The organism is Novosphingobium nitrogenifigens DSM 19370, assembly GCF_000192575.1.
GTDB lineage: Bacteria > Pseudomonadota > Alphaproteobacteria > Sphingomonadales > Sphingomonadaceae > Novosphingobium > Novosphingobium nitrogenifigens.
This window is the reverse complement of sequence record NZ_GL876933.1, coordinates 666,492-684,843: the sequence shown is the minus strand read 5'-3', so window position 1 is coordinate 684,843 and position 18,352 is coordinate 666,492. Positions and strand designations below refer to the sequence as shown.

The 18,352-nt window shown below is 65.1% G+C and carries 15 protein-coding genes; 6 read left to right on the top strand and 9 right to left on the bottom strand.

The genetic code is table 11. From position 1 onward, the window contains the following. Positions 1 to 23: 23 nt before the first annotated feature. A complete protein-coding gene (locus Y88_RS13105; RefSeq protein WP_008070055.1) occupies positions 24 to 653 on the bottom strand; it encodes a TetR/AcrR family transcriptional regulator in 630 nt (209 codons plus the stop codon). A 178-nt stretch (positions 654 to 831) separates the two neighbouring features. Between Y88_RS13105 and Y88_RS13100 the strand changes: the two genes are divergently transcribed. The 3 genes from Y88_RS13100 to Y88_RS13090 all read left to right on the top strand — a co-directional run bounded on the left by Y88_RS13100 (position 832) and on the right by Y88_RS13090 (position 5,011). Further along, on the top strand, positions 832 to 2,244 hold the full coding sequence (locus Y88_RS13100; protein ID WP_232281065.1) for an efflux transporter outer membrane subunit: 1,413 nt from the start codon (positions 832 to 834) through the stop codon (positions 2,242 to 2,244). Between the two features lie 72 nt (positions 2,245 to 2,316). Continuing rightward, complete coding sequence (locus Y88_RS13095; protein WP_008070053.1) at positions 2,317 to 3,435, top strand: HlyD family secretion protein; 1,119 nt, start codon at positions 2,317 to 2,319, stop codon at positions 3,433 to 3,435. A 13-nt stretch (positions 3,436 to 3,448) separates the two neighbouring features. Continuing rightward, entirely contained in the window at positions 3,449 to 5,011 is a 1,563-nt protein-coding gene (locus tag Y88_RS13090; RefSeq protein ID WP_008070051.1) for a DHA2 family efflux MFS transporter permease subunit, read from the top strand. 160 nt (positions 5,012 to 5,171) lie between these two features. Here the strand turns inward: Y88_RS13090 and Y88_RS13085 are convergent, their stop codons facing one another. From Y88_RS13085 to lptB, 5 genes are all read right to left on the bottom strand, one after another. Continuing rightward, positions 5,172 to 6,770 carry an FAD-binding oxidoreductase gene (locus Y88_RS13085; protein WP_018075481.1) on the bottom strand — a complete coding sequence of 533 codons (1,599 nt, stop codon included), beginning with the start codon at positions 6,768 to 6,770 and terminating at the stop codon, positions 5,172 to 5,174. A gap of 217 nt (positions 6,771 to 6,987) precedes the next feature. After that, positions 6,988 to 7,689 carry a response regulator transcription factor CtrA gene (ctrA, locus tag Y88_RS13080; protein WP_008070048.1) on the bottom strand — a complete coding sequence of 234 codons (702 nt, stop codon included), beginning with the start codon at positions 7,687 to 7,689 and terminating at the stop codon, positions 6,988 to 6,990. A gap of 287 nt (positions 7,690 to 7,976) precedes the next feature. Beyond that, positions 7,977 to 8,849, bottom strand: coding sequence for a tetratricopeptide repeat protein (locus tag Y88_RS13075; RefSeq protein WP_008070046.1), 873 nt, complete (start codon positions 8,847 to 8,849; stop codon positions 7,977 to 7,979). Positions 8,850 to 8,995: 146 nt separating this feature from the next. After that, positions 8,996 to 10,549: an RNA polymerase factor sigma-54 gene (gene rpoN / locus Y88_RS13070; protein WP_008070043.1), complete on the bottom strand. Its 1,554-nt coding sequence runs from the start codon at positions 10,547 to 10,549 to the stop codon at positions 8,996 to 8,998. Between the two features lie 64 nt (positions 10,550 to 10,613). Next, complete coding sequence (gene lptB / locus Y88_RS13065) at positions 10,614 to 11,405, bottom strand: LPS export ABC transporter ATP-binding protein (RefSeq protein WP_008070041.1); 792 nt, start codon at positions 11,403 to 11,405, stop codon at positions 10,614 to 10,616. A 248-nt stretch (positions 11,406 to 11,653) separates the two neighbouring features. On the opposite strand from lptB, the gene Y88_RS13060 reads away from it, so the two are divergent. Together Y88_RS13060 and Y88_RS13055 are read left to right on the top strand one after the other, a co-directional pair. Continuing rightward, a complete protein-coding gene (locus Y88_RS13060; RefSeq protein ID WP_018075482.1) occupies positions 11,654 to 12,052 on the top strand; it encodes a hypothetical protein in 399 nt (132 codons plus the stop codon). Between the two features lie 101 nt (positions 12,053 to 12,153). Next, positions 12,154 to 13,500, top strand: coding sequence for a TldD/PmbA family protein (locus tag Y88_RS13055; RefSeq protein ID WP_008070037.1), 1,347 nt, complete (start codon positions 12,154 to 12,156; stop codon positions 13,498 to 13,500). Positions 13,501 to 13,603: 103 nt separating this feature from the next. On the opposite strand, the gene ppa is transcribed toward Y88_RS13055, so the two are convergent. The 3 genes from ppa to Y88_RS13040 all read right to left on the bottom strand — a co-directional run bounded on the left by ppa (position 13,604) and on the right by Y88_RS13040 (position 16,975). Beyond that, positions 13,604 to 14,143 (bottom strand): inorganic diphosphatase, encoded by a 540-nt coding sequence (gene ppa / locus Y88_RS13050; RefSeq protein ID WP_008070035.1) that lies wholly within the window; start codon positions 14,141 to 14,143, stop codon positions 13,604 to 13,606. 166 nt (positions 14,144 to 14,309) lie between these two features. Beyond that, a complete protein-coding gene (locus tag Y88_RS13045; protein ID WP_008070033.1) occupies positions 14,310 to 14,987 on the bottom strand; it encodes a DUF1345 domain-containing protein in 678 nt (225 codons plus the stop codon). Positions 14,988 to 14,998: 11 nt separating this feature from the next. After that, on the bottom strand, positions 14,999 to 16,975 hold the full coding sequence (locus tag Y88_RS13040; protein ID WP_332306353.1) for a M61 family metallopeptidase: 1,977 nt from the start codon (positions 16,973 to 16,975) through the stop codon (positions 14,999 to 15,001). 111 nt (positions 16,976 to 17,086) lie between these two features. Here Y88_RS13040 and hisS point away from each other — a divergent pair, with 111 nt between their 5' ends. After that, positions 17,087 to 18,346, top strand: coding sequence for a histidine--tRNA ligase (gene hisS / locus Y88_RS13035; protein WP_008070029.1), 1,260 nt, complete (start codon positions 17,087 to 17,089; stop codon positions 18,344 to 18,346). Positions 18,347 to 18,352 lie beyond the last annotated feature (6 nt).

Sequence of the window (18,352 nt, the reverse complement as noted above, 5' to 3'; positions counted from 1 at the left end):
ATCAAAACCGCCGCCCCGGCATTCTAACGCTTCAACAACCCCCGCACGAAGATGCGGGCGGCCATCCGGGCCTGCCGTTCGATTTCCTCGGCAGGCGGCGCTGCCTCGACGCCCATGGTGAAGCGCAAGTGGGAATCGCCCCGCAACATGCCCAGGAACTGCCCCGCTGCCAGAGACAGATCCTCGCATTCGATCACGCCGGACTCGCGGAACCGGCCGAGCATGTCGGCGAGTTCAACCATGACCACATCCGGCCCCGAGCGAAAGAACACCGCCGCCAGTTCCGGGAAGCGCGATCCGTCGCTGTAGATCATCCGCTGCACATCAAGCGCGCCCTGCTCGTAGATCTTGGTCAGGAAGCGAACCCCGAAATCGGCCATGAGCTCTTCGAGATTGTCGCTGTCACTGCCTCGCAAGTCGCGCAAGGGTGCCAGCACGCGAGCGCAGCGTTCCTCCATGACAGCCCCGAACAAGGCCTCTTTCGATGGGAAATATTTGTAAAGCGTGGCTTTCGAGCCGCCGACCCGCGCCGCGATGGTGGACATCGATGTCGCGCCATAGCCCTCCTGCGTAAAGGCTTCGGCAGCGACGGCGATAATGTGCTCGCGCCGTTCGTCGGGGCTGCTGCGGGCGAGTCTGCACTTAGTGACCATTCCGTACAGATAGCACTTGACAGGAATCGATCAAGCGTGACATTCGTCTAGTGACCGTTCGGTACAGTCACTTTCCGGAGTCGAGATGCTTCCCTTTCCCTCGCACCGCTTTTCCCTGCGGGGGCAATCCGACGCCCGTCCCTCACGGCGTCGGTTGCCCCCGGAACGAGGGCTGGCCGTGCTTTCCCTCCTTCTGGCACTCCCCCTTGCCGGTTGCGGCGTCCCTCCGCCGATGGGCAAGGCGCCTGTCCTGCGCAGTCCCGAAACGGTCGCGGCCCACAGCCTCGACGGCCCTGCCGAAAACGCTGCGGGCAAGAGCGCATGGCCCGACGAAGCCTGGTGGCGCGACTATGGCGATGCACAGCTGACCTCGCTGATCGAGGAAGGCCTCAAAGGCTCGCCCACGCTTGCCGAGGCCGAAGCCCGCGTCCGCCAGGCCGAAGGCTATGCCCGCAGCGCCCGGGCCGCCCTGCTTCCGACCGCGTCGGCAACGGGCACCATCGGCGGCGTGAAGCAGAGCTACAACAACGGCTATCCGCGCGAATTCGTACCGCACGGGTGGAACGACAGCGCCTCGGGCGCGCTCAATGTCGGCTATGACTTCGACTTCTTCGGCCGCAATCGCGCCACCTTGCGCGCGGCTGTGGGAGAACGGACCGCCGCCGAGATCGAGGCCCATGCCGCACGGCTGACTCTCGCCACTTCGGTCGCTGCGGCCTACGCCGACCTTGGCCGCTATGCCGCCTTGCGCGATGTCAGCGCCGCCTCGCTGCGCGTTCGCGAGGAAACTGCCAAACTGGTGACACAGCGCGTGATCAACGGCCTCGACACCCGGGCCGAACAGCGTCAGGCCGAGGCCGCCGTACCGGTTGCGAAAGCCGACCTCGCCGCTGCCGAACAGTCGCTGATGCTGACCCGCAACCGCCTCGCCGCCCTGCTCGGCGCGGGACCGGATCGCGGGCTGGCCATCACGCCCCCCGCGCCCGGACGCTTCGAGATGCAGCCGCTGCCCCCGCGTCTCGCGCTCGATCTGGTCGGACGTCGCGCCGACATCGCCGCCGCGCGGGCACGGGCCGAAGCCGCCGCCGCACGGGTCCAGGCCGCTCGCGCCGCCTATTTCCCCAACGTCAACATCATGGCCTATATCGGCGCGCAATCGCTGGGCATCGCCAATCTGACGGCGGGCGGCTCGGACAACGGGCAGGCTCAGGCCGCGATCACTCTGCCGCTCTTTGCCGGAGGCCGCCTTGCCGGGGATTATCGCTCCGCGCGCGGCGGCTATGACGAGGCCGTCGCACTCTATGACGACACGCTGGTTCAGGCCGTGCGCGAAGTCGCGGACGCGGCCGCCGGACAAAAGGCGCTGGACGTCGAACTCCGCTCTGCCCGCGAGGCCGTGGTGCGCTCGGAGGAAGCCTGGGATCTCGCGAAACGGCGCTATACCGGCGGCCTGTCGCCCTATCTCTCGGTCCTCTCCGCCGAAGATGCGCTGATCCGCAATCGCCAGCTGCTCGCCGATCTCGAAGGCCGCGTCCTTGGCGTGCGCGTCGAACTCGTGCGCGCCCTGGGCGGCGGCTTCCACGCCGGGTGAGCCCGCTCGTTTCCTTTCCGGCGCCGCCCATGGCCGGCGCAGACACCCTATTCGCTTGAGGACCATCACCCCATGGCCGACACCGATCCCTCCCGTTCTTCCTCCACGACGCGCAAGCGTGCCTTCACGATCTTCGGCGGCGTCCTTGCCGTCGCGGCCATCGGCTATCTCGGCTATGAATGGATCGAAGGCGGGCGCTATGTCGAAACCGACAACGCCTATGTGAATGCCGACATCGCCCAGGTCACGCCGCAGACGAGCGGCCAGGTCGCGCAAGTGCTGGTCGACAACACCCGCATCGTCCGCAAGGGCGACGTGCTGGTAGTGATAGACCCGGTCGATGCCCGCATCGCCCTTGCCGCGGCCGAAGCCGAATATGCCCGAGCCGTGCGCCGGGTGAAGCAAACCATCGCCACCGGCACTGCGCTGGGCGCGCAAGTGGGCGAGCGCGAAGCCGACATTCGCCGCATGACGGCGCAAGTCTCGATCGCGCAAGCCGATCTTGCCCGCGCCCGCATCGACCTTACCCGGCGCGAGGCACTGGCCGCTGACGGCGGCGTCTCGGGCGAGGAACTGACGTCGGCCCGCAATGCCTTTGCCTCTGCGCAAGGCAATCTTGCCGCCGCCCGGGCCGCACTGGCGCAGTCGCAGGCCGCACGCGGCAATGCCAGCGGACAGGAAGCGGCCAACGACGCGCTTGTCGCTGGAACCACGGTCGAAACCAATCCCGACGTGCTGGCGGCCAAGGCCAAGCTCGACCAGGCCCGCATCGATCTCGAACGCACGGTCGTGCGCGCGCCCATCGACGGCGTCGTGACCCAGCGCACGGTTCAGGTGGGGCAGCGCGTCAATGCCGGGGCCGTGCTGCTCGCCGTTGTTCCCATCAACGACGCCTATGTCGATGCGAACTACAAGGAAGGGCAGCTGCGCAATGTCCATCCGGGACAGCCGGTGGAGCTGACGTCCGACCTTTACGGCGACAAGGTCGTCTATCACGGACATGTCGTCGGCTTTTCAGGCGGCACGGGATCGGCTCTGGCGGTCATTCCGGCCCAGAACGCGACCGGCAACTGGATCAAGGTGGTTCAGCGCCTGCCGACCCGGATCGCGCTCGACCGCGCCGAACTGACCGCGCATCCGCTGCGCATCGGGCTGTCGATGACCGCCACGATCGACACGCGCGGCAAGTAAGGAGGCCTTTCCCGTGGCCGGTCCCGCCCCCGTCTTCGCGCCGCCATCGGCTCCCCCGCTGCAGGGGGCGATGATGGCGTTCGGCGCCTTTGCGCTGGCGCTCTCGAATTTCGTGGTGGTGCTCGACATCACCATCGCCAACGTGTCGGTCCCGCATATCTCGGGCAGCCTCGGCGTCTCTCCGACGCAGGGCACCTGGGCGATCACGTCCTATTCGGTGGCCGAGGCGATCTGCGTGCCGCTGACCGGATGGCTGGCCGGGCGGTTCGGCGCGGTGCGGGTGTTCCTGACCGCGCTGATCGGGTTCGGCCTGTTCTCGCTGCTGTGCGGTCTCTCGCGCAGTCTCGAGGCGCTGATCGCTTTCCGCGTGATGCAGGGGCTTTGCGGCGGTCCGATCATGCCGATGTCGCAAACGCTGATCCTGCGCATATTCCCTCCGCACAAGGCCAATACCGGGCTCGGGCTATGGAGCATGACCACGGTCACGGCGCCGATTTTCGGTCCCATTCTCGGCGGCTGGATTTCCGACAACTGGAACTGGCACTGGATCTTCTTCATCAACCTGCCGATCGTGGCGATCTGCGGCGTACTCTCGGCGCGGCTCATCACCCGCTATGAAACCCCCACGCTGAAAAAGCCGATCGACTATATCGGCCTCGCCCTCATGGTCATCTGGGTTGCGGCCTTGCAGATCATGCTCGACAAGGGGCGCGAGGAAGACTGGTTTTCCAGCGAACTGATCATCGTTCTCGCCCTTGTCGCGGCGGTCTTCTTCGTCGCTTTCCTGATCTGGGAGCTGACCGAGCGCGATCCGGTGGTCGATCTGACGGTGTTCCGTTACCGTGGCTTCTCGATCGGGGTGCTGACGCAGAGCACCTCGTTCGCGGCCTTTTTCGCGGCAGTCGTGCTGATCCCGCTCTTCCTGCAGACCAATCTCGACTACACCGCGACCGTCGCCGGGCAAGCCATGGGCTTCATGGGCGTCTTGGCGGTGATCATGTCCCCGATCGCCGCCGCGCTGGTGCCCAAGTTCGACGTGCGCACCCTGATCTCGTTCGGCATCACCTGGCTCGGATTGATGGCGTTCCTGCGCACCGGGTGGGTGACGGGCATGGACTTCTTCACCATCTCGCTGCCGCAATTCCTGCAAGGGCTGGGCATGCCGTTCTTCTTCATCGGCACGACTGCACTGGCGCTGGGGTCGGTCCGTCCCGAACAGACCGCATCGGCCGCAGGTATCCAGAACTTCATGCGGACCCTGTCCGGCGCGATCGCCACCTCGATGTCGACGACGATGTGGGACCGCGAGACGAAGTACAACCATGCCGAACTGGTCGCCCTGATCCATCCCCCCGCAGACCTCGTTCAGCAGGGCCTGTTCGGACGGAGCATGATCGAACGACTGGTCTCAATCGAGGCGGTGACGCTCGCCACCAATTCTGTCTTCATGGGATGTTCGGCCATTTTCCTGGTCGGGGCGATAATCATCTGGCTCGCCCCGCGTCCCCAACCACGCCCTGCTCCGGGAGGTTCGCCTCCCCCACAAGCCCCCGCAGGCGAAGCAACAGCGCACTAAGAACGCACCGCTTCGCCTCACCCCGCTGGTGCCGGCCATCCCCCACCCCACCCGGCCGGCACCAGCACCCTCGCGGACAAGATGGTTCGCGAACGGCCCGGCACCTTTACGGCCAGTCAGTATGATCGCTCCGGGTGAGCGGCCTGACGCCCTTGAACGTTCAGGCCAGGCCCCATTCGCGCAAGCCATCGCTGGCAAAAGCCGCCCGCATCGCCGGGTCGAGCAAAGTCTCCCGTGCCTCGCGCCAGCGACGGGCCCGGCTCGGCCGGGGATCGCCCGGATCACCGTATTCCCGGCGCAACCGCCCTTGCGTGAATTCCCCCATCTTGCCCCAGTGCTGACTGAACGGGATCGCCGGATCGCGCTCCAGGGCGGCCAGTATGCGCCGGACCGCCGCCTGGCTCCGCGTCGTGCGGACACCGTCGCAATTGACCACCACCGTTTCAGGGAAACGAGTGAACGCCATCGCCCCGGCCGCCTGCGACACGAACCGCAGCGTCATCACCAGATGCCCCCCGCCCCGCGCCCGGAAGGCGCCGGTCATCCGCCGCAGCGCCGTTTCGAGATCGGAGCGGGCAAAGGCGAAGCTGTCGTTGTGCAACGGGACTTCGATGCCGCCGAACGTGCGCGGAACATAGGGGCCGGTCGCCCTGCCCCAACTCAACCGCATCTGCCCGAGGTAGCGCCGGAAATCGGTCGAAAGGATCGGATAAAGCGTCTGCGGCGGGATGAGATTGAAGAGATCCCCGGCGAAGCGACGCCCGACGCGAATGATCATTCGCCCCAGGGGGCCGTCATAGATCCGATCGAATTCGCGCCTTTGCGATGCCGGTACGATCATGCCCCGAACCGGCATGTCCCAGTCGGGAACCCGGAAATGGAACGTGATCATCGCCTCGTGCCGGCCGCCCCGGCGCGGCTCGGGCCCCTCTCCCTCGAACGGAGCATATGGGTCCAGCACGATTTCGAGGTGATAGGGCATCTCGTCTCGCCCGCATGACGCTGCAAAGCCCCGAAAATCACCCTTCGCCAACATGGCGATGTCCGCGGCGGTCAACCGCTTCATGGTCTTGACCACGTCGATCAGGAAAAACGGCGCCGCTTCGAGCAAGGCTGCCGAAACGATGCCCATGCCGCCCAGATGCACCAGCGCCCCGTCGAACAGGGCCGCATCGCGGATCGGCGGTTCGGTACTGATCGCGGCGATGATCGCGGGATCGAGAATTGGATATGGCTCAAGCCAGACCGAACGCCCCGGTCCGGTGACGAGGTGAAGCCCCTTGATCTGGTTCTGGAACGCCCCGAAGCCCAGCGTGGAGCCGTGCGAGCCGGTGCCGATCATCCCCGCCACGCTTTGCCCATCGTGCGAGCCCGAAGTGCGCAGGGACAAGTCGCCCGGACGATGATCCCCTTCGAGAAAGGCATTGAGCGCACCGAGCCGGGCTCCCCCACCGACAAGGACCATCGCCCCGTCCGGGTTTTCCGGTGAAGGCAAAGCAAGGTCATGCGGCAGGCGCCAGATCGGGTCCATGCCATCGGTCGCGATCGTCGTGGCATCACCCGAAAGCAGACGGCTGAACGACCAGGCACTGCCGAGCGTCAGGACCCCGGGCGCGCGTCTCGATCCGAGTATCTCACCATAGATCCGTCCCATCGCGGCAAAACGGGCAACGGGATCTCCTTCGCTCGCAACGCGGGGGGCGCGCCAGTCCGCAATGTCCCGCGTGATGGTTCGCTGCTTGTTCTGCCACCTGGGCATGACACGGTTCCCCACCCTGCTGCTTATCCTGCAAATGTGCCTTGTCCTCGCACGCCCGACAAGTCGCATCCAGAGGCTTGACGCATGGCCTCTATCGCAAGGCGTGCGGGCAAAGGGTTGCGGGGAGAGACGAGCAAAGAAAAATGGCCCGCCGATGAGGCGGGCCATCCAGGGATTGCGGCGTCGCCACCCGGACGACGCGAAGGGGCAAGGAGAATCAGGCCGCTTCGATTTCAGTCAGATCGTCGGGATCGCGCAGGACATAGCCGCGGCCCCAGACGGTTTCGATATAGTTTTCCCCACCACAGGCATGCGCCAGTTTCTTGCGCAGCTTGCAGATGAAGACGTCGATGATCTTCAGTTCAGGTTCGTCCATCCCGCCATAGAGATGGTTGAGGAACATTTCCTTGGTCAGGGTGGTTCCCTTGCGGAGCGAGAGCAGCTCCAGCATGGCGTATTCCTTGCCGGTCAGATGGACGCGGGCGCCATCGACCTCGACCGTCTTGGCGTCGAGATTGACCGAAAGCTTGCCGGTACGGATGACCGACTGCGAATGCCCCTTGGAACGACGCACGACCGCATGGATGCGGGCGATCAGTTCCTCGCGGTGGAACGGCTTGGTCACATAGTCGTCGGCACCGAAACCGAACGAGCGAACCTTGCTGTCCATTTCCGAAATGCCCGACAGGATCAGCACCGGCGTCTGCACCTTGGCGACGCGCAGCTTCTTGAGCACGTCGTACCCGTGCATGTCGGGCAGATTGAGGTCGAGCAGAATGATGTCGTAATCGTAGAGCTTGCCGAGATCGAGGCCTTCTTCCCCGAGATCGGTCGAATAGACGTTGAACCCTTCTGCCGAAAGCATGAGTTCAATCGCCTTGGCAGTGGTCGGCTCGTCCTCGATCAGCAGAACTCGCATCGATCAATCCCTTCCTAGCCTTTGCCCCCGCGGCTTGGTTCCCCGGTGAAGGGGATGCGCGCTTCATTAACCATAGGAGCAATGAACATGAAAGGTTAATTTATCGTCAATGGCTGAACGAGACGGTAAACGTTAACACAGCCACAACAGAAACAAAAACCAATGCCATTCAAATGCTTCTTCAGTTCCAGCAGCAGATTACAACCGGAACGAACAAAAAAACAAGCCGTCCGCGCGCTATTTCCTACCGCCCCGTTATCGAAATGCGGTGAGGAGAATCGGTCCGGTCATTTCGCCGCCGGGACCGCGCGATCGCCGCTCTTGCTTTCCGAACCGGGAGCCCCCTTGCCCTGGGGAAGTCCTTCGGCCGCGCGCATGTGCTCGCCGCTCGGCGCCGGGATCAATGCCGCAGCCCCTTTCGCCCCCGGCCCCGCGTTCTTGTCCGCGTCGGTCGCAGGCGTGCTGCCGGGCGCGGCGAACTGGACTTCGGCCAGCCGCTTTTCGACATTGATGTGGTGGCGGGCCGCAACCGTGCGGATCACCGCCCGGATGTCCCCGGCATAAGGCGCATCGGCGGGCGTGTCCTTGAGCAGCGAGAACCAGGCATGGATCGCGCGGCGATGCTGTCCGGCCAGATCCCAGGATACCGCCCGGAAATAACGGGCCCGCGCATCCTTGGGATCGAGTTTCAGCGCCTTGTCGAACGCTGCGCGTGCCTCGCGCGGCATGCGCCCTTCCTTCTTGCTGGCAAGCACCAGCGCTTCGCCCAGGAACGAGAAGGTGCGGGCATTGGTGGGATCGAGCTTTGTCGCATGACGCAGCGCATCGGCGCTTTCGGCATAGCGTTCATGCTGGAAGTAGGACCAGCCGAGCATGCGCCAACCATCGGCGTCCTGAGGCTCGGTCTTGAGCCGGGTTTCAAGCCCGGTGATCACATCGTCAACCGACGGCGCCACCGTTTGGTGCGGAGCCGGAGCGATCGCAGCAGGAAGGCCTGCCTGATCCCGCTGGTTGCGATAGATCGCGACGCCGCTGACGACGATCGCCGCGACAATCCCGATCCCGACAACCCCGCGCAGCAGGATGCCTTTCAAGCTGAGGACCGTTTCCCCGCCATGCGCGGCAGCCGCCGTGTCTGCAGCGGGTTCGGCCTTGGTCATGTCTTGCTCCCTTGGATGGCGCCGAAAGCACCACCCCCTCGTTCAAGCGGCATATCCCCGAGCGCCCCACCCTTGCAAGCTGGACCGCACGCATCGCATTGGTCGTATCCACCGCCGGGAACGAACCGAGACCGCCCCCATGGCCGTCATCGCGCTCCTGCCAGAGCCTTTTGCCGCCGTCGCTGCACCGAACTGCCCAGACCGATCGCCTCGCGATACTTGGCGACCGTGCGGCGGGCGAGATCGAACCCGCGCCCCTTGAGCAGATCGACCAGCGCGTCGTCGGACAAGATCGCCTTGGCATCCTCCGCATCGATGAGCTGGCGAAGCGCGGCCTTCACCGCCTCGGCCGAAACCGCGCCTTCGCCGTCAGCCGAAGCCACGCCCGAGGTGAAGAAATACTTGAGTTCGAACGTCCCGCGCGAACAGTTGAGATACTTGTTCGAAGTCACCCGGCTGACGGTCGATTCGTGCAGGGAAATTGCCTCAGCCACCGTGCGCAACGTCAATGGGCGCAACTGCGAGACGCCGTGACGGAAAAAGCCGTCCTGCTGCTTCACGATTTCGGCCGCGACCTTGAGAATGGTTTTCTGCCGCTGGTCGAGCGCCTTTACCAGCCAGTTGGCATCGGCCAGCCGCTCGCCGAGCCAGGCGCGGGCTTCCTTGCCGACGCAGGCCCCGCGCATTTCGACATAATAGCTGCGATTGACGATCAGGCGGGGCAAAGTCGCCTGATTGATGGCGATGTCCCAGCCGGTGGTCCCGTCTTCGGCGGTCACTTCGCGCACGAGAATGTCGGGAACGACCGCTTCGCCCGGACCGCCGCCGAAACGCAGGCCCGGCTTGGGATCATAGCCGCGCAATTCAGCCAGCATTCCGGCAAAGTCCTCGTCATCGACGCCGCACATGCGCTTCAAGCGGGCCAGTTCCCCGCGCCCGAGCAAATCGAGATTGTCGAGCAGGCGCGCCATGCAGGGGTCGTAGCGATCCGCTTCCCTCGCCTGCAACGCAAGGCATTCGCCAAGGCTGCGGGCACCCACTCCGGTGGGATCGAGCGTCTGGACCACGGCGAGCGCGGCTTGCGCGTCCTTTTCCGTCACGCCCAGCGCCTGCACCGCCTCGCCCAGCGGCAAAGGCAGGTAGCCCGCCTCGTCGAGTTGATCGATCAGCCATCGCGCCACGAACAGCAGGTGCGGATCACGGCAGACCGCGCCGATCTGACCATGAAGATGTTCCGAAAGGCTCGTCTCGCCACGCCCGCGCGCCTCGATATCGAAGCCTTCGCCCTCGCCCCCGGCACCCGCCGCACCCCAGTCGCCCGAATCCACCAACCGCGGCGGGTCATCGCCGACAGCGCCGTCGCCGGTATCGCGATCGCGGTCGAGCGTTGCCGGATCGATGTCGAGCGGACGATCTTCTGCCGCGCGCCCTTCGCCGACGAGCTGATCGACCGGCGAGGATTCCAGATGCGTGCGGCGAAGCTCCTCGCCCGACGGCGCATCGGGGGCTTCCCCCGGACGCGCGGCCTCACTCCCGCCGCTCTCGGCCAGATCGAGCAGGGGATTGGCTTCCAGCGCCTCGCCGATGAACGCTTCGACTTCGAGATTGGACAGCGTCAGCAGCTTGATCGCCTGCTGAAGCTGGGGCGTCATCACCAGCGACTGGGTCTGCCGGATATCGAGCCTTGGGCCGAGTGCCATTATCCCTGAACCCCGATGTCAGCGGGGACCAACCCATGCCGTATCGTCCCCCGGGTTCCCGTCATCAGAGCGTGAAGCCCTCGCCCAGATAGAGCCGTCGGACGTTGGGATCGGCGACCAGCGCCTCGGGGCTGCCCGCGAACAGCACCTGCCCACCATAGATGATGCAGGCCCGGTCGACGATATCGAGCGTTTCGCGCACGTTATGGTCGGTGATGAGCACGCCGATGCCGCGCCGCTTCAGATCCTTGACCAGATGGCGGATGTCGCTGATCGACAGGGGATCGATCCCCGCGAACGGTTCGTCGAGCAGGATGATCGAGGGGCGTGCGGCCAGAGCGCGGGCGATTTCGCACCGACGCCGTTCACCGCCCGACAACGCCATGGCCGGGCTCGCGCGCAGCCGCGCCAGACCGAATTCGTCGAGCAGGCGTTCGAGTTCCGCCTCGCGCGTCGGCCGGTCAGGCTCGATCAGTTCGAGAACGGTCGCAATGTTCTGTTCGACGGTCAGCCCGCGAAAGATCGAGGTTTCCTGCGGCAGGTAGCCAAGACCCAGAATCGCGCGCCGGTACATCGGCAGGCGCGTGATATCGACGCCATCGAGCAGGATGCGGCCCGAATCCGGCTTCACCAGCCCCATGATGGAATAAAAGCAGGTGGTCTTGCCCGCGCCGTTGGGGCCGAGCAGGCCAACGACCTCGCCCTTGCCCACCGACAGGGAAATATCGGTCAGGATCGCCCGCTTGTCATAGGATTTGGCAATCGAAACCACTTCCAGCCCACCCTGCGGGATCGGCGGCGCGGCTCCGGTTTCCGCACGGGCGGAAGGGCTTGCTGGTTCGGCAATGGCTGTCATCGTCTCGTGTTACCGGTTCCTGGCGTTCATTGCTCCCCACCGCAATCGCCATAACTCCTGATCGCGCGACGGCAAAGCCCACCAAAGGCTCGACTGGCAGGATTTATGCATGGTGTGGCCATTGCGCACGATATTTTCCTGTTGTTTCGACAACCCACCCCGAATCTTCATCACCCGGACCAAACATCGCTTGCCAGCTACGGCAGGTCGTGATCTTCTGTTTCCCTTGGGAGAGAAGGAACGAAACGATGGCTTACAATGCAGCCACGCCCGTTTCCACCGCCGTACCAACGACCATCGGGGCGGCCACGGGCGTCGCAATCTCGTCGGGGCAGGAGCCCCATGACTGGCACCGCAGGATGAGTGATACGGTCGCCCATGCCCTGCTCGTCTGCACCGCCTTGCAAATCTGCGTGACGATGCAATTCATCGACAATGCCGCGACGTCGGCCCTGCCGCTTGTCGTGCTCTTGGTGCTGGTCGTCGGCGTCATGCCGCTGTTCCGGCATTACGACCGCACTTGGGAATGCCCGCCGCCCGGCACCGACCATGCCGCGCATTTCCGTCGGGACCGGATCATGGTGTGGATCGCGGCAATCGGATTGCCCTTTGCGACGACCGGCATTTTCATTCTTCTGGGCTGGTAAGGGGAAAGGGACGCACGAACCCCACGCTCGCCTCTCGACGAGGTTGGAAACAGACTCTAAGCGCAAGGCTCCCGTTTGCCGAATTGTCAGAGGCGCCTGCGATGCTTTCCCCCGATCAAGCCAAGGACCGTTGCGAGGCCCTCATTCGCCGTGCACTTTCTGCCGGGGCGGAAGCGGCCGATGCCGTCTATGTCGCCAATTCTTCGGAAAGCGTGACGGTCCGCCTCGGCTCGCTCGAAGATGTCGAGCGGTCCGAATCCGAACACGTCGGCCTGCGCGTCTTTGCCGGTGGCGGTTCGGCCTCGATCGGTTCGACCGACCTTGGTGACGGCGCGCTCGACGAACTGGCCAGCCGCGCGGTTGCCATGGCGCGCCTTGCCCCGCCCGACCCCTTTGCCGGGCTCGCCGACGAAGCCCTGCTGATGCGCAGCGCGCCGGTCGATCTCGACCTCGACGACGGCGCCGCGACCGAACCGGCGCAATTGCGCCGCACGGCGCAAGAGGTCGAAGAGGCCGCTCTTGCCGTCGCGGGCGTGACCAACAGCAACGGCGGCAGTGCCGGGGCGTCCCGCTCGGTCTTTGCCCTTTCGACCAGCCACGGCTTTTCCGGCGGCTATGCGGCCAGCGGTCACAGCCTCTCGGCCAGCGTCGTTGCCGGTGAAGGCGGAGCGATGCAGCGCGATTACGCCTGGCGCAGCACGCGCCATGCCGACGACCTTCCCACCGCCGCCGAAATCGGACGCGAAGCGGGCGAACGCAGTGTGCGGCGCCTGTCCCCCGGCCGCCTGCGCAGCGGATCGATGCCGGTCGTTTTCGATCCGCGCATCGGCGGCTCGCTGGTCGGACACCTGATCGCGGCCATGACCGGAAGCTCGATCGCCCGCCGCGCCAGCTTCCTGCTCGACCGCGACGGCGCCAAGCTGTTCGACAGCGCGGTCACCATTCTCGACGATCCCCACCGCTTGCGGGGACTGCGCTCGCGCCCCTTCGATGGCGAAGGCCTGCTGACCGCCCCGCGCGCGCTGGTGGACAAGGGGCATCTGACCGGATGGCTGATGGATGCAGCCGCCGCCCGCCAGCTCGGACAGACGCCGACCGGCCATGCCGCGCGCGGCGGTTCGGGCGCGCCTCATGTGACGACCGGCAATGTGACGCTCGCCCCCGGCACTCTGACGCCCGCCGAACTGATCGCCGACATCGCCGATGGCGTCTATGTCACCGAACTCATCGGCAGCGGCGTCAACGGCGTGACCGGCGACTATAGCCGCGGCGCCTCGGGCTATCGCATCGTCAATGGCGAGATCGCGGGACCGGTGGCCGAATTCACGATCGCAAGCAACCTGATCGACATGTTCGCCGCGCTGGTTCCGGCCAACGACCTTGAAATCCAGCACGGCATCGACGTGCCCACGCTGCGCATCGACGGCATGAGCATCGCCGGGGACTGATACGGGGGCCGCCCCGGCTCGGTCCCGGGGCAACCTGACGGCCATGAAAAAACGGCGGGGAATCGCTTCCCCGCCGTTTTTCGTGACACTCGATGAAGAGCGATCAGCCTGCCTTGGCGGCCTTTTCGCGCTCGATCGCCTCGACGACGATGCGACGGGCGTCTTCAGCGCCGCCCCAGGTGCCGACGCGAACCCACTTTTCCTTTTCCAGGTCCTTGTAGTGGGTGAAGAAGTGCTCGATCTGCTTGAGCACGATTTCGGGCAGGTCGTCCTTTTCAACGACGCCCGAGTAATAGGGGAAAGTCGAATCGTCAGGCACGCAGACGAGCTTTTCGTCGCCGCCGTGTTCGTCTTCGAGATTGAGCACCGCGATCGGACGTGCACGCACGACAGCCCCGGGCACGAACGGCGAGCGGGCAATCACCAGCGCGTCGAGCGGGTCGCCGTCGGGCGACAGGGTGTGGGGCACGAAGCCGTAGTTCGCCGGATAGCGCATCGGGGTGTGAAGGATACGATCGACGAACAAGGCCCCCGATTCCTTGTCGAACTCGTACTTCACCGGTTCGCCGCCGACGGGAACTTCGATGATGACGTTGAGGCTTTCAGGCGGATTTTCCCCGGTCGGAATCTTGTCGATGCGCATACTCTGCCCTTGAATCTGGACCATGCGGTCCGGTTGTCTTGATCCCTCGGTCCCGCCTTTCGACAGGGACGGACAGCCTCCTAGCTTGGCAGCTTTTGCGCCGCAACAAGACTTCTTGGCGAGAATGCCCGCCATTTGCCGCTACGGCGCGCGAATCGCAGCCCCTTCAATGCCCTCCAGCCCCGCCGAGGGCATTGATCGTGAAGGCGATGACCCCGATGTTGAAAATGAACGCGGCAAAGCCATGGAGAATGGCAATCCGCCGAATCGGGCGTCCGGTCATGCACACGTCCGCCGTCTGGAACGTCATGCCCAGCGTGAACGCGAAATAGACGAAGTCGAGATAGTCGGGATACTCGGTTCCCGGAAAGTCGAGCCCGCCCGCATCCTGCCCCGGCTTCTTGCCCGGCAGGTAATAGAGATGCGCATAATGCAGCGCATAGACCGCATTGGCAAAGAGCCAGGTCAGGATCAGCGTCGCGATCAGCTTGACCATCGCGTGGGGCTCACCCTGCCCCACTTTGGGCAATTCCCCCGCGATCGCGGCCATGACCACCAGGGTCAGGCTCGACGTGATCGCCAGCACGGCCAGCCTGTTCGCGTCGTTCGCACTGGCATAGCGGCGGATCGAGGCCGCATCCTGTTCCCGCAGGATCAGCGGCAGCAGCGAGACGAGGAACATCAGCGCCGCTGCGTCGAACCCCATGTCGATCGAATCGGCAAGGCCGTGCCCGCCCCAGTGCCAGCCAAGCGCCGAGGCGGGAAACAGCACGAGGAACCCGAGAAAGCGCGCAGGCGCGAGCCAGCCGCCCAGTGCCGAAGGCTTTCCCGGTCGCCGTGCCATTGCGGTCTTGCTCAGCGCGCGGCGTGACGGGGCGCGAGCAGGCGGTCGAGCCCCGCCGTCACCTTTCCGCCCTGAGGGCCGCCCCGCGCCACCGGTTCAAGCCAGGGCCAGCGCAACCCGTCGTGATAGGGAAGCGCGATCGTGTCATAGCGGTTGTCGCGCTTGACCAGCAGGGCAATCGACTTGTCACTGCCCTTGGCGGCAGTGATCGCCGTTTTCAGCGTTTCGGCATCATAAGCCTCGCCATTGACGGCAACGATCTGTGCGCCGGTCACGATCCCCGCGCGGAATGCCGGGCTATCCCAGCGCGTCGCGGTCACTTTGCCCTCGCGGTCGAGCACGAGACCGATCGAATGGTTGAGCGACAAGAGCTTGCTGTCGGCCATGCGCCCCTTGTCATAGGGGTTGGGTTCGTCCTTCCACACCAGGCGATAGCCGCCGCGCTCGATCCCCGCGAGCGGCGCAGGCTGACCGGCGTTGTCGATCCGGGTCTTGAGGAACCCTTCCCAATCATAGGGATAGACCGACTGGAGCGCGGCAATCACATCGCTCCGCCCATAGGGCAGGACACCCCAGTCCCCGTTGCGGGTGCCAAAGAACGTCCGCGCGAAATCGTCGAGCCCCTTGTGCCCGCCGGTTCCGGCACGAATGATCTGATCAGCTTCGAGCCAGACCAGCGCGCCTTCGGTGTAATAGTCCTCGCCACGCGACAGCGAGGGGAACGGCTTGGGACGACGCGCGGCAAAGACCGGGTCATAAGTCGTGTCCTCGACCGAGCGCCACTCGCGCCCCGGCGCCTGGGTAAATGCGCCTGCGAAAGTCGCGAATTCGGCGAGCACCATGTCCTTGGACTGCACCCCCGAGCGCGCGGCCAGAACCAGCCCCCAGAACTGCGTCTGGCCTTCATAGACCCACAGGAGATCGTCGACCATCGGCTGGCGGTAATCGGGCGTCCACAGCCGCGCCCCGCGCCGGAACTTGCCGTCCCAGGAATGCACGTATTCGTGCGAGACGACATTGCGGTCCCAGTCATAGGCCGCCCAGTCGCTCCACGTCTTGGGGCCATAAGTGCTTTCGTTCGAACGGTGATGTTCGAGACCGACATGGCCGAGCCGCTCGGTCAGCGCGAGCAGGAAGTCATAATGGTCGAAATGGCGCGCGCCGAACGTGGCGTCGGCTTCCTTGACCAGATTGCGATAAGTCTCGAGGTTCTCCGGCTTGATCGCCAGCCCTTCCTCGCGGTCGGCCACCGCGTCGAGGAAGACATTGTCCCCGACCGGGATGCGACGGGCATATTTGCCCGCGAAAATCGGCGAATCGACCAGTGTTTCGTAATCAGTGACGTCCCAGCTGAAGCGATTGCCGCTGCTGGTCTTGCCGTCGAGCGCGGTGAAGACCGAGAAGCCCTGCGGGAACGTCACGGTCGGCTTGACGCGGATCTGGCGGACATAATGCCCGGCCGGATAGAGCGTCATCTTGTCCCATTCGAGATTGACGATCTCGCGCGTCACCGTGACGCGATCGCCGGTATCTTCCTTGAGCGGCGAGGTGTGGATCATCTTCGCCACGACTTCATGCGTTCCGGCGGGCAGGTCGAGGACATAGGCATAGACATCGACCGGATCGCGGCGCCAGTTCACTTCCTTGCCATCGGCGTAGAAATGGATGCCCGCCAGTTCGGCCGGAAGCCCGGTATGCCCGTGGTGCCCCGGAATCCATTCGGGCAGGAGCAGCGCAAGCTTCGTCGTGCCCGGTGCGACGGGAATCGTTTCGGTCACCCGATAGGCCCCGGTGACAAGATCGGTCGCATCGATGTCGAGCGAGATCGTGCCGGGATAGGGCACGTCCTGCGGATCGGGAACCGCCCGCACGATCGGCACGGCCGTGGGCAGCGTGTTGGTCGCGGGCTGAACCTGTGCAAAGGCGGGGTTGGCAAGAAAAAGGGTGGTCGCGGCTCCGGCAAGGAGCAGACGGATCTTGGTTTGCATGGGGAGCACCATGCCGAGGCCGGGCGCGAGGTGCAACCGGGCCGCTCGAACCGCCTTCCCCTTTTCACACCGCCTTTTCTTGATCGGCATCCCGCGCTAAGCGCGCAACCCATGAGCAAGCAAGCCGCCAGCGACACCACCCGCCCTGAAATCCCGCAGGCCATCCGCGGAACCCAGGACATTTTCGGAGCAGAAGCCGAGGCATTCGGCTTTGTCGTCGAAACGTTCGAGCGCGTGCGTCGCCATTACCGTTTCCGCCGGGTCGAAATGCCGGTCTTCGAAAAGACGCAGGTCTTTTCGCGCAGCCTCGGCGAAACGACCGATGTCGTGTCGAAGGAAATGTATTCGTTCGACGATCGCGGCGGCGAATCGCTGACGCTGCGTCCCGAATTCACCGCCGGCCTTGCCCGCGCCTATCTCACCGACGGCTGGCAGCAGTTCGCGCCGGTGCGCCTTGCCACCCACGGCCCGATCTTCCGCTATGAACGCCCGCAAAAGGGCCGCTATCGCCAGTTCCACCAGATCGACGCCGAAATCGTCGGCGCGGCCGATCCGCTGGCCGACATCGAACTGCTGACCATGGCCGACCAGCTCCTCAACGAACTGGGCATTGCCGATGGCGTCACGCTGCACCTCAATACGCTGGGCGATGCGGCCAGCCGCGAGGCATGGCGCGCCGCGCTCATCGCCTATTTCCGCGACCACCGCGCAGAGCTGAGCGAAGATTCGCAGGATCGCCTCGAACGCAATCCGCTGCGCATTCTCGATTCCAAGGACCCGCGCGACAAGCCGTTCACGGCCGACGCACCCCGGATCGACGACTTCCTGACCGCCGAAGCGCAGGATTTCTTCGGCCGCGTCACCTCCGGCCTCGATGCGGCGGGCGTTGCCTGGACCCGTTCGCCCTCGCTCGTGCGCGGTCTCGACTATTACCGCCACACCGCGTTCGAATTCATCACCGACCGTCTCGGCGCGCAGGGCACCGTGCTGGGCGGTGGCCGTTATGACGGCCTGATCGAGGCGCTGGGCGGCCCGGCCACTCCGGCGGTCGGCTGGGCGGCGGGGATCGAACGCCTTGCCATGCTGGTCGGCACCAAGGACGAGCCCACCGCCGATGTCGTCATCGCGGTCGAAGACGATGCCGCGATCGAAACCGGCATTCGCGCGCTTGCGGCCCTGCGCCGTGCAGGGTTCAGCGCCGAAGTCGTTGCCACCGGCAGCCCGCGCAAGCGGTACGACAAGGCGGCAAAGATCCCGGCCAAAGTTCTGGCCGGCCTTTCGCTGGCCGACGGCGCCCCGCGCTGGCGCCTGCGCGGGGACGATGCCGCGCAGGCCCAGGTACGGGTCGTGCTCGACCCGTCCGGCGCCTAACGCGGG